At 44.3% G+C, this 11,878-nt stretch carries 9 protein-coding genes and 2 tRNA genes; 3 read left to right on the plus strand and 8 right to left on the minus strand.

The window, feature by feature from the left end; translation table 11 throughout:
* Window positions 1-9 precede the first annotated feature (9 nt).
* From IHE35_RS10265 to greB, 3 genes are all read right to left on the minus strand, one after another.
* Window positions 10-100 (minus strand) — tRNA-Ser (locus IHE35_RS10265).
* A gap of 241 nt (window positions 101-341) precedes the next feature.
* Window positions 342-432: transfer RNA gene (locus tag IHE35_RS10270), tRNA-Ser, on the minus strand.
* Between the two features lie 88 nt (window positions 433-520).
* Window positions 521-1,015, minus strand: a complete 495-nt coding sequence (greB, locus tag IHE35_RS10275) for a transcription elongation factor GreB (protein ID WP_242787289.1) — start codon at window positions 1,013-1,015, stop codon at window positions 521-523.
* A 367-nt stretch (window positions 1,016-1,382) separates the two neighbouring features.
* Here greB and IHE35_RS10280 point away from each other — a divergent pair, with 367 nt between their 5' ends.
* Window positions 1,383-2,498: a transglycosylase SLT domain-containing protein gene (locus IHE35_RS10280; protein WP_242787290.1), complete on the plus strand. Its 1,116-nt coding sequence runs from the start codon at window positions 1,383-1,385 to the stop codon at window positions 2,496-2,498.
* 62 nt (window positions 2,499-2,560) lie between these two features.
* Here IHE35_RS10280 and IHE35_RS10285 read toward each other — a convergent pair whose 3' ends face one another.
* Both IHE35_RS10285 and ttcA read right to left on the minus strand, forming a co-directional pair.
* Window positions 2,561-2,944 carry an SCP2 sterol-binding domain-containing protein gene (locus IHE35_RS10285; RefSeq protein WP_004814972.1) on the minus strand — a complete coding sequence of 128 codons (384 nt, stop codon included), beginning with the start codon at window positions 2,942-2,944 and terminating at the stop codon, window positions 2,561-2,563.
* A gap of 227 nt (window positions 2,945-3,171) precedes the next feature.
* Window positions 3,172-4,098, minus strand: a complete 927-nt coding sequence (ttcA, locus tag IHE35_RS10290) for a tRNA 2-thiocytidine(32) synthetase TtcA (protein WP_242787291.1) — start codon at window positions 4,096-4,098, stop codon at window positions 3,172-3,174.
* A gap of 559 nt (window positions 4,099-4,657) precedes the next feature.
* Here ttcA and IHE35_RS10295 point away from each other — a divergent pair.
* Both IHE35_RS10295 and htpX read left to right on the plus strand, forming a co-directional pair.
* Entirely contained in the window at window positions 4,658-5,464 is an 807-nt protein-coding gene (locus IHE35_RS10295; protein ID WP_242789996.1) for a lytic transglycosylase domain-containing protein, read from the plus strand.
* A 172-nt stretch (window positions 5,465-5,636) separates the two neighbouring features.
* Window positions 5,637-6,542, plus strand: a complete 906-nt coding sequence (htpX, locus tag IHE35_RS10300; RefSeq protein ID WP_004814968.1) for a protease HtpX — start codon at window positions 5,637-5,639, stop codon at window positions 6,540-6,542.
* 69 nt (window positions 6,543-6,611) lie between these two features.
* Here htpX and IHE35_RS10305 read toward each other — a convergent pair whose 3' ends face one another.
* The 3 genes from IHE35_RS10305 to IHE35_RS10315 form a co-directional block, all read right to left on the minus strand.
* Window positions 6,612-7,205 (minus strand): DUF4112 domain-containing protein, encoded by a 594-nt coding sequence (locus tag IHE35_RS10305; RefSeq protein WP_242787292.1) that lies wholly within the window; start codon window positions 7,203-7,205, stop codon window positions 6,612-6,614.
* 79 nt (window positions 7,206-7,284) lie between these two features.
* A complete protein-coding gene (gene mgtE / locus IHE35_RS10310; RefSeq protein ID WP_242787293.1) occupies window positions 7,285-8,613 on the minus strand; it encodes a magnesium transporter in 1,329 nt (442 codons plus the stop codon).
* A 126-nt stretch (window positions 8,614-8,739) separates the two neighbouring features.
* A complete protein-coding gene (locus tag IHE35_RS10315) occupies window positions 8,740-11,841 on the minus strand; it encodes a multidrug efflux RND transporter permease subunit (protein ID WP_242787294.1) in 3,102 nt (1,033 codons plus the stop codon).
* Window positions 11,842-11,878 lie beyond the last annotated feature (37 nt).

An 11,878-nucleotide genomic window follows, 5' to 3' on the forward strand; every position in this document is an offset into this window, starting at 1 on the left:
TTGCAAATCTGGCGGAAGCGGTGAGATTCGAACTCACGGAGGGGTATAAGCCCTCGTCGGTTTTCAAGACCGGTGCATTAAACCGCTCTGCCACGCTTCCATGGGCGCCATCATATAAATATTTCTGTTCCTTGGCAATAAATTTTCGCAAAACTTATTAAAAAATCCGTTCGATCAGCTAAATTTCAGCCGGATTTATTTCTGAGACAAAGTCCTTAGACACAGATTCAAAATAAAAATTAAACCCAATAAATTCATGATGCTGGTTAAAATTGAATCACTATCTTGAAAAATTATAGGTATAAAAAAACCCCAATCTTTCGATTGGGGTTTTTAAAATCTGGCGGAAGCGGTGAGATTCGAACTCACGGAGGGGTATAAGCCCTCGTCGGTTTTCAAGACCGGTGCATTAAACCGCTCTGCCACGCTTCCATGGGCGCCATAATATAAATAAAAATCCAGCTTGGCAAATATTTTTCTAAAATTTCGCTTTCAAATGCACAAAATAAAATCAATTACATCAATTTGCTGAATTTTCAGGCTTTTCATAACGAATGCTATTGATGAACCAGGCTTTCTTACCCGAGGGGGTCATCACTTCTGCTTCATCATCAACCTGTTTACCAAGCAGCGCACGTGCCATCGGCGAATCAATCGAAATATGCTGCGGGTGATGGTCATAAATTTCATCAACTCCCACAATGCGTAAAGTCTTCTTCTCTCCGGCTTCATTTTCAATTTCGACCCAAGCGCCAAAGTAAACCTTGCCTTCCTGCTCAGGTGAAAAGTCAATGATGCGTAGCTCTTCCAGACGTTTGCCCAGATAACGGACACGACGGTCAATCTTGCGTAACAGCTGCTTGTTGTACTGGTAATCAGCATTCTCCGAACGGTCACCGAGGCTGGCTGCCCAGTTCACTTTTTTGGTGATTTCCGGTCGTTCTTCATGCCACAAATATTTAAGTTCTGCCACTAATTTGTCATGCCCACCACGGGTAATTAAATTGGATTTCATCGCTTTCTTCCACCACTCATGACAACATTTTCCTTGCTAACTGCTCTATTTTATTGGCTATTTTCTTAAATAAAAATAATACTAAAAAATTTTCTTAATAATTTTAAACACTTAAATTACATTTTTAAACATTTTTGCGTACAAAATTTGACAATCTATTTTTTGCTCATTAACATGCGCACATCTGATTAACTTTGTTCATTTTTTATTCTGTGTAGTTTTTCTACACACTATTGTTTAATCCCAAGTCATTTTGAATGACGTCATGACTGCCCAACCCTAATTGAATTTATCAACTTTAAGAAAGTTCTGTGGTTTCTTTTGCCTAAAACTTTCGAGGGCATAAATTACTTGTAGCGGAGACAACATGCACAGTAGTTCATCTTCTGGGTCGAGGCTTTGCCTAAGATCTTTATTTTCCTCTCTCCCTGTAAAAATTCTTGTATTGAGCACTGCGTTTGTTCCATTCCACGCCATCAATGCAAGTAAAACATCGGCACATCAGTTTGATAATGTCGTCAACAGCAATAAGCTTACTGTTGTTGCTGTGAAGAGCCCGACCACAGTGTTCGAAGATGGTGGTCACCTGCATGGTTTTGGTTATGACCTGGTTCGTAACTATGCCAAAAACATGAATGTAAAACTGGACTTCAAAACAGTTAATGATGATGCTACTGCACTGCAAATGGTTGCTCATGGCAAAGCCAACATGGCAATGACGACGACCAGTATCAGCAGCATTGAAGCACGTAAACTGACCTCATTCTCTGCGACCTGTGGAGATGGCAGTGCCCTGTCGGCTAAAGGCCTGAATGCCAACCTGAACTGGGTCTTCAAATCAGCCAATGATCCATTGAGTCAGACTGCAAGTAATTTCGTATGTAACAGCAAGCAAAGCGGCGCAATCAATCAGCTCGCTTCCTTTTACAATCAGAATGTAGTCGAAGAGCATTTCAAGGATAATATTCATCAGGATCTTAGCCAGCGCCTCCCCATTTACAAGGCCAGCTTCCAGAGATCTGCACAGCAGTACGGCCTGGACTGGCATCTGCTCGCCGCAATCGGCTACCAGGAATCTTATCTCAAGCCAAACTCCGTGTCCCCGACCGGTGTCCGTGGTCTGATGATGCTGACAAGCTCGACCGCAAAAGCAATGGGCGTGAATAACCGTACCGATCCTGCTCAAAGTATCGCAGGCGGTGCTAAATACTATGACCAGATGCTGTCACGTTTTGATCATATTCCAATGCCAGACCGTAACTGGTATGCATTGGTTGCTTATAACATGGGCCCGGGCGCTGTTCAGAAAATCCAGAACAGTATCCGCAACCAGGGTAAAGATCCAGATAACTGGGTGAACCTGTATAGCTATCTAGAGCGTAACAAAGCCAGCAATGGCCGTTACCGCCAGGCATTACAGTACGTGACCCGTGTGCGTTCTTATCTGGAACAGATTAAAAGTTCAGAGCTTGTGAATATCTAATTTGTTCAAGCCATAAAAAAAGCTTACCCTTGGGTAAGCTTTTTTTATTCAGCTACTACTGATCAGGTTGTTTGCTCAAGTACTTTCTTGAACAGATCTTTTTGCTCTTGGCTTGGTTTTGCAGTTTGCAACGCCATCAACTGAGACATATCACCTTGAACCTTGATCTTACCGGTCATGAATGCCTGCATTGCAGCAGCCATGTCAAACTCAAGGAATACTTTACGCAGGGTTTCTGCGTCCATGTTCAGTGTAGTCTTCGCATTTGAAGACAAACCTTTCTTGATCGCTCCACCATCTAAAGATAATTCAGTATTACCTGTAGCGTCCGCCACAACCAGATTGATTGCAAGATTCGCAAGCGCTGGCGCCAGGTTTAAGTCACCTGCTTGAGCAGTCAAAGTTTCTACAGTTGAAAACCAATCATCAGTTAAAAAAGCAGGCATGATCTTTCCTCAATTTATTAGTTCGTGTGTGTCGTCTATCCAGACAACATCATTGTTTACGCTATTGCGCTTGCAGATTGTTATAACATGATCATTTGCAGAATGGCTAACGAATTTTGTACGCAGCGTTCAATTTTTGTCATTATCTTTCTGTTTTTATATACAAAGCCTTGATGCATAAGGCTTGACGAGCACTCAACTTGGAGTGAATGCCCGTCAGAATAGTCTTAATCTGCGGCAAAACCGAGATTGACCATATTAATGCGCTTGCTTTCGCCTTCTACTGCTTCTTCAGTTGAGCATGAACCCTTAAAGTCGAATTCACGTTGGCTGTCGAGTGCTTCGAAGTCAAACAGTTCACGGTCAGCCAGCTGTGACGGAGAAACATTTTGCAGCGCACCGAAAATGCTGTGCAGACGTTTCGGATGAGCTTTGTCCCAGTCACGCAGCATGTCATTAATAATGGCACGTTGCAGGTTTTCCTGAGAACCACACAGGTTACATGGAATAATCGGGAACTGACGCATCTCGGCATATTTGATGATGTCCTTCTCTTCCACATAAGCCAGTGGACGGATCAGGATGTTCTTCTTGTCTGAAGACAACAGTTTTGGTGGCATCGCTTTTAAGCTGCCGCCATGGAACAGGTTTAGGAAGAACGTTGCCAGGATGTCATCACGGTGGTGACCCAATGCAACCTTGGTCGCACCGATTTCTTGTGCAAAACCATAAAGTGAGCCACGGCGCAGACGAGAACATACGGCACAGTAAGTTTTGCCTTCAGGCGTCAGCTTCTTGGTAATGCTGTAAGTATCTTTTTCCAGGATGTAATACGGAATGTTATTTTCTTCAAGATAACGTGGCAGTACATCTTCAGGGAAGCCTGGCTGTTTCTGGTCCAGGTTTACCGCAACTACATCAAAATTGATCGGTGCGATACGCTTGAACTGCAACATGATATCTAACAAGGTATAACTGTCTTTACCACCAGAAATACACACCATGACCTTGTCGCCATCTTCGATCATTTTAAAGTCACGAATAGCATGTCCGACCTGACGGCGAAGCTTTTTCAACAAACGGTAATAGGCAGAGCTTGTTGGCAATTCCGGTTTGAAATTAAATCCTTGCTCGGATTCAACTGGCGAGTACATAGACGAGAATAACCCATAAATAAAAATACCGCGCAATTTTATCCGATTCGGGTGCTTCTCGCATCAAAAGAATTTATTTTCCTGTTATTGAAGTAATACTCCAAACTTCATGTTTTATTTAGATTGATAAATTGAACGAAACAGTTCATTTTTTATCCAGGATGCTTATGTTTTGGACTTTTCCACAGTTGTCCACAAAACCTGTGGATAACTTTGTGGATTTAAAATGACTTGACAGCTTTATCGTCCCCAAAAATAAGGGTTCTATTTAAATTGATCATTTTTTAACCAATTTATTTTTCATTTAAAATCAATGCCTTGAGCGTGTCAAGAACGTCATATTAAAAAAAAATAAATATTTTTTTTGGTTAGTTCTTCAACATTAGGGACTTGCATTTACAAACTTGTTTATAAATGTGTCGCTCATCACTTTTCATTCGAGTAAATTTTGTTAAACTCTGTAGTAAGTTTTGGGGACAAATGTTCAATACATATACTTATAATGAAGAAAAATTTGTGGTTTAAGGGGACTTCGGTACTAAGTTGTCTTTATATTTTGATGGGAACTGCTGCTTTTTCGCATGCAGGTCAGACGATCTATCAAATGAAAGATAGCAATGGTGTCACCCTGCTGACGAATAATAAAAGTCGCTACAGCAATCTAAAAGTAGAAAAAAAGACCTATTACCCGGACAGTAACATTCATAGCTATAGCAACTGGGGCTCAAGTGAAGCTTCGGTGTTGCCGAGCTATAGCAAAAACAAGAATGCCTTTGATTCGATTATTCGTGAGGCTGCACAAAAGCATGGTATTTCTGAAGGTCTGATCAAGGCAGTCATGCATACCGAATCCGGCTTTAATGTAAATGCCCGCTCACCAGTCGGTGCACAGGGTCTGATGCAGCTGATGCCAGCCACCGCACGCCGCTTTAATGTTTCCAATGCTTATGATCCGTATCAAAACATTATGGCAGGTGCCAAATATCTAGCCTGGTTAATGAAACGCTTTAATGGCAATACCTCTTTAGCACTGGCAGGTTATAATGCCGGTGAAGGCAATGTCAGCAAATATGGTGGCATCCCGCCTTTCCGTGAGACACAAGACTATGTACGTCGGGTGACCAGCCGCTATCACAATCTATATTCGAGTGGCGTTAATCTGACCGCCGCTGCGGCACCGGTTGAAACAGCCAAGATTCTGGCCAGCTCTGCCAATTATAATGCGTCGGCAGCACCTACTCTAAAAGCCAACAACTATCAGCGTCAGATCATTGCCAATGCAGATGGCAGCTTCACTGATGCGCCTGCTGGTTCTTATGCCACCGCACATGCCACCGCATCTGCCAGAATATATATCAACGATTAAATACCCCTTCTCTCCATCATTCATCCTAATTTTTTGCGGATCATGGTGAGAGGGTAAATTCTGAGTAATTTACTATTTTTTTTCTTGAAATCTGAGTCATTTCACCTCATATTGAGGGTAATGATTGTAATTTGCTAATCAGATTATTTTTCTATAATAAGAGGATTTCTCAATGATGCGGATTGGTTTGTTTTTGCTAACCAACCTCGCGGTACTGGTTGTAGCTGGCATTATCTTGTCACTCTTCGGTGTCGGTAGTTACCATGGCGCGGGTGGCTTGAATCTAGGCAACCTGCTAGTGATCTGTTTTGTGTTCGGTATGGTGGGTTCTTTAATCTCACTGTTCATGTCTAAATGGATGGCGAAGAAAACTACTGGTACTGAACTGATTGATCCGAATGCTCCTCGTAACCAGGCAGAAGCATGGTTATTGCAGGAAGTAGCACAGCTATCTCAGCGCGCTGGTATTAAAATGCCAGAAGTGGGTATTTTCCCATCTTACCAGTCAAATGCTTTCGCGACCGGCTGGAACAAAAACGATGCGCTGGTGTCTGTCTCTACAGGCTTGCTAGAACGCATGAACAAAGATGAGCTACGTGCAGTACTTGCCCATGAAATTGGTCACGTTGCCAATGGTGACATGGTCACACTTGCTCTGATTCAGGGTGTAGTCAACGCCTTCGTGATGTTCTTTGCCCGTGTTGCGGGTGATTTCATCGACCGTAATGTATTCGGTCGTGAAGATGGTGAAGCACCAGGAATTGCATTCTTCGTGATTACTATTGTGCTTGATATCGTATTCGGTATCCTGGCATCTGCCATCGTGATGTGGTTCTCGCGTCATCGTGAATACCGTGCTGATGAAGCTGGTGCACGTTTAGCGGGTAAACAGGCCATGATTTCTGCGCTATTACGCTTACAGGCCGAATCTGAAATGCCAGATGCCATGCCGAAAGAAATGAAAGCCTTTGCAATTTCGGCAGGTCAAGAACAAGGTTTCAGCCTGGCTGCATTGTTCCAGACTCACCCAACGATTGAACAACGTGTAGCCGCTTTGCATCAGCTTGATTGTCCTTAATCTACTGAGCACAACGCTATACCGAAAAGCCTCCTGATGGAGGCTTTTCTTTTATCTATACTTCTGTGTTTAAACGGCTTGAGTGATCCACTGATACAGGGCCATTCCACCCCAGCCTATTGCCAGTACAAACACAATCAGGAAGATGGTGCCCAGAATATCCGGGATATGAATCCAGATCCAGGCAACCACAGGATTGCGCCAGAATGCAGACTGCTGCTGTTTTTGTTCCAGTTTTTCATGCAGAAAAGGATGTACTACATGCCGGTCAGTGTGGATCTGATATTCCTCACGGATATGCTCATGCACAATATCCAGGGCCTTACGACTCGGACGGATAAAAATATCGAAGATAGTTCCAGCCACGGGAATAAAACCGACTACGGCGTCCATGGCTGCCAGTTTGATGACCGGATTCAGTTTGGACTGTGGCACTCCGATCTGACGGGCCTTATAAATGGCATAGCAGGTCAAGGCAAAACCGGCCAAATCTCCTGCCACAGGTACGGTACTTAGTGCAGCATCAGCACCAACGCCCTGCTTGGTAAAAGGAATCCGGACTACGGAGTCCATCATATTGGCAAACTTGGCCAGATCACGTTCCAGGCGAATGACTTCCTGTTGTGTCAATTTTGCTGAGTTGCTATTGTCTGTCTCAATCATCGGAACAACCCGTTTATAATTCTCTAATGATTCAGCCTAACCCAATTTCTTGTCAAGAATATAGCGTAATTTTATTAACTTAAAACAAAAGTCTGGATGCCACGAACAAATACACCACCACGCCACTGGCATCACAGATCGATGTCACCAATGGCGCTGAAGCACTGGCAGGATCCAGTTTCAGTTTATTCAAAATAAATGGCAGGCTCATGCCAATCAGACAACCAAGCAAGACAATTCCGGTCATACTGATGGCAAGTACTACGGCAACCATCAGATCACCGCGGATATAACCCAGAATCGAAACGGCGCAGGCCATGGTTAAACCGAGACACAGCGCGACCAGAGATTCGCGTCCAATCAAGTGAAACCAGTCCTTAAACCGCACATCTCCAGTTGCCAATGCGCGAACCATCAAAGTCGACGACTGCGAACCGGCATTCCCGCCACTTCCCACCAGTAGCGGCAGGAAAAACACCAATACGATATGTTCCGCAATGATGTCCTCATATTTGGCAATCCCAAAACTGGATAGCAAACTGCCAAACACCAGCAGTACCAGCCAGAACACCCGCTTTTTATACAGCGATAAAATCGGGGCAGTTTTAATACTGTGTTGATCCAGTGGAGCTACCGCACCTGCTTTCAGGAAGTCTTCTGTGCTCTCCGCCTCGGCAATATCCATGGCATCGTCATAAGTCACAATTCCGACCAGCTTTTGAGAAGCATCGACGATCGGCAAGGCAATAAAGTCATAATAAGCCAGAGTACGTGCAATCTCTTCTTGATCTTCATCTACCGTGCCATAAATCACATCTTTCGTCATGACTTCGGCAATGGTGGCAGTAGGCGTTGCCTGAATAATTTGACGTAAAGAAATTACCCCCAGAAGATGTTGCTGTGCATCTACAATATAAATCAGATACAGCGTGTCATGATTTCCAGCGATATCACGTAGCGTTTCAATCGCCTCATTCATGTTGAGTTCAGGAGGCAGCGTCAAATAGTCTGAACTCATTAGCGCACCGGCAGTTTCTTCCGGATAGGCATGTAGTGCTTTCAATACCTGACATGACTGCGCTGAAAGCTTACTCAACAATTGTTGCTGCACAGAAAGAGGTAGCTGCTTATACAGGTCGATAAAGTCATCCGAATGCATTGCATCCAGTAAAGTCACCAGTTCGTCAAGGGAAAATGAGGCTGTCAGCTGAAGCTGCTGATGCAAAGGCAAGTATTCAAAGACTTCTGCCGGGCGTTGCAGCTGCTCAAAGTGGTGCTGTCGTTCTGCTTGTTTCAGTTCGGCTAATAGCCTTGCCTGATCGGCAATATTCAATTGTGCCAGTTGCTGATCTGCATCTACCTGATGCAATTTTAATAATTCCCGTACCCGTTCAACTTGCTGATCCATCTGCGCGCTGCTGCCCTCTTGTTATCATGTATTTTTATATTCTAATTTGATTCACCATGCCTCAGCTGAGTGAAGCATGGCCTTAATTCATTTGATTTTTATATTTAAAGTTAAATGATTCACATCTTAATTCAGTTCCTGCTTTTTCTTTTGAAACAGGCTACGGATCATCACATACATAAATGGAATAAAAATCAGCACTAGCACTGTTCCAAAGATCACCCCACCCAATACACTCACGCCAATTTCCTGACGGCTGACTGCTCCGGCACCAAAGGCAAAAACCAGTGGCAGAATCCCGGCGCCAAAGGCCAAAGAGGTCATCAAAATTGGGCGTAGACGCAAGCTTGCACCTTCCAATGCTGCCGCGATCACGGATTTACCATGCTGCTCTGCCAATGCTGCAAATTCGACAATCAGAATCGCATTCTTACAAGATAAACCAATCGTCGTCAGCAAGGCGATCTGGAAATAAATATCATTAGGGAAACCCGTGAAATAGCTAAAGATGATATTCCCGCCGATACCCAGTGGAATTGCGGACATGACCGCAGTCGGAATCGTCCAGCTTTCATACAATGCAGCCAGACACAGGAAAATAAAACCAATGGAAATGGTATATAGCCAGATCGCCTGATTACTGGATTGTTTTTCTTCAAAAGACAATCCACTCCAGGTCACATCAATACCCTTTTGATCCGCAACGAGTGCTTCTACATCCTGCATCGCTTCACCGGTGCTGGTATCTTTGGTCACATCGGCTTCCATTTGTAGCGCGGTATAGCCCATGAAGCGATTTACCACTTCCGGGCCGCCACTCCAGTCGACTGTTGAGAAGTTACTAAATGGCACCATCTGATTCTGGTCATTACGCACATGCCACATTGCCAGATCTTCAGGTTTGGAACGGAATTCGGCATCACCCTGCATCATTACTCGTTTAATCCGACCATGGTCAATGAAGTCATTCACATAGTTACCGCCCCACGCGGCTGAAAGCGTACTGTTGATCGCTGATTGGGTTAGACCATTGGCCATGGCCTGTTTCTGGTCAATATTAACCTTGAGTTCAGCCTTTTCAGGATTGGAGCGCTTACCCAGATTTTCAAAAGTTGAATATTCCTTGGTTCGTTCTTCTAGTTCTTTAAACTGCTGTTCCAGATATTGTCGGCCATTACCTTCTACATCGCGGATCCAGAAATCTAATCCATCAGTTTGCCCCAGACCACTGACTGAAGCCGGCATATTGATATTAACCTGTGCATCTTTAAAACCCCGGAAATGCTTTAACGCACGTTCACGAATGGCTTGTGCCGTATTTTCCTCACCCGGACGATCATCCCAATGTTTGAGTGCGACAAAGCCAGTCGCCAGGTTCTGACCGGTACCTGAGAAGTTACGGCCATAACGCATCATCACTAGATTAATATTGTCTTTTTCCTGCTCTAGGAAATATTCACGAATCTTTTCCCCAGTAGCAACGGTATTTTTCAGTGGCGCACCTTCCTGCAAGCGTACCTGAATACTCAGCGTCCCCTGGTCCTCACTCGGTAGGAAACTGGTAGGTAAGGCTTTATAGAACAGGCCAAATACCCCAATTAAGCCAACAAATAAGATTAAGCAGACTGCTTTATGTTGCAAGGTGACTTGAGACAGTTTCAAATAACGCTGTTTAATATTCTCTAGCTTATGGTTAAACCATTGGGCCCAGCGAGCTGGATTCGGATTCGATTTGAGAATCAAGGCACACAATGCTGGTGTCAGGATGAGAGCCACCATCAATGATAATGACATGGCTGCAACCAGCGTGATCGAAAACTGGCGGTAAATGACTCCGGTGGAGCCACCAAAAAATGCCATGGGGATAAATACTGCTGTCAGCACCAGCGTAATCCCGACCAGTGCCCCGCTAATTTCCTGCATCGATTCCAGCGCTGCTTCTTTGGCAGTTAGCTGTTTTTCATGCATTAAACGCTCGACGTTTTCGACCACCACAATCGCATCATCGACCAGCAAACCAATAGCTAATACCAAAGCGAATAGGGTTAAGGTATTAATACTCATGCCAATCACATACAGGATCGCCATGGTACCGAGCAGAACCACCGGCACCGTCACTGCTGGAATCAGGGTCGCACGCCAGTTTTGCAGGAAGATAAACATCACCACAATCACCAGAATAATCGCTTCAATCAGTGTTTTAACCACTTCCTTAATCGATTCCTGAACGAATGGTGTGTTATCACGTGGATAGGCAATCTTATAGCCATCGGGCAATTGATTAGATAGACGTGCAATTTCAGCTTTGATCCGTTGTGAAGTTGCGATGGCATTGGCACCGGAAGCCAGCGAGATTGCGAGACCGACAGATGCATAGCCATTATTGGTACTATAAGACTGATAATTTTCCGCACCGAGTTCGACACGCGCCACATCTTTTAAATAGATAAAGCTGCCATCCCGGGCAGACTTCACAATAATATTTTCAAATTCTTCTACGGTTCTAAGTCGTGTCCCTGAAGTTACTTTAGCATTTAGGTATTGATCATCGACTGTAGGCAGATCGCCTACTGCCCCAGCTGCGACCTGAGTATTCTGTGCTTCAATCGAGGCACGCACATCGCTTGGCATCAGGTTGTACTGTTTCAGCTTCAGCGGATTCAGCCAGATGCGCATGGCATATTGCGAGCCAAATACATCGACTTCACCAATACCTTCAATCCGGGAGATGTCCTGCTCCAGATGGGTCATCAGATAATCTGACAAGGCGATATTGTCACTGCGCCCAGATTCATCGTATAGGCTGATCACCATATGGGTATCGCCTAGAGATTTAAAGACATTTACACCTTGTCGCTGCACATCTTCCGGTAGACGGTTCAGTACGCCATTAATGGCATTCTGTACCTGTACCTGAGCTGTATCCGGATCAGTACCATTTTCAAAGCTGATATTGATCCGGCTACGTCCAGAGGAATCACTGCTTGAGCTAAAATATAGTAAGTGATCAATACCTTTAATCTGCTGTTCCAATACCTGAGTCACGCTCTCCTCTACCGTTTCGGCAGATGCCCCGGAATAGGTTGCGGATACCGTCACACGTGGTGGAGCAATATCTGGATAACGTTCTACTGGTAAATTCATGACCGCAAACAATCCGATCGCCATCACTACAATGGCCAGTACGCCTGCAAAAATCGGTCGATGAATAAAAAACTTAGACAGCATAGGTCTGAATCACTTTGAATTTGATGAATTTTAGGTT

The sequence above is a fragment of the Acinetobacter sp. ASP199 genome (genome assembly GCF_022700675.1).
GTDB lineage: Bacteria > Pseudomonadota > Gammaproteobacteria > Pseudomonadales > Moraxellaceae > Acinetobacter.

Coding starts and splice junctions, on each gene's coding strand:
- greB (WP_242787289.1), bottom strand. CDS start 1,015: ATGAAATCCAATTTAATTACCCGTGGTGGGCATGACAAATTAGTGGCA.
- IHE35_RS10280 (WP_242787290.1), top strand. CDS start 1,383: ATGCACAGTAGTTCATCTTCTGGGTCGAGGCTTTGCCTAAGATCTTTA.
- IHE35_RS10285 (WP_004814972.1), bottom strand. CDS start 2,944: ATGCCTGCTTTTTTAACTGATGATTGGTTTTCAACTGTAGAAACTTTG.
- ttcA (WP_242787291.1), bottom strand. CDS start 4,098: ATGTACTCGCCAGTTGAATCCGAGCAAGGATTTAATTTCAAACCGGAA.
- IHE35_RS10295 (WP_242789996.1), top strand. CDS start 4,658: ATGGGAACTGCTGCTTTTTCGCATGCAGGTCAGACGATCTATCAAATG.
- htpX (WP_004814968.1), top strand. CDS start 5,637: ATGATGCGGATTGGTTTGTTTTTGCTAACCAACCTCGCGGTACTGGTT.
- IHE35_RS10305 (WP_242787292.1), bottom strand. CDS start 7,205: ATGATTGAGACAGACAATAGCAACTCAGCAAAATTGACACAACAGGAA.
- mgtE (WP_242787293.1), bottom strand. CDS start 8,613: ATGGATCAGCAAGTTGAACGGGTACGGGAATTATTAAAATTGCATCAG.
- IHE35_RS10315 (WP_242787294.1), bottom strand. CDS start 11,841: ATGCTGTCTAAGTTTTTTATTCATCGACCGATTTTTGCAGGCGTACTG.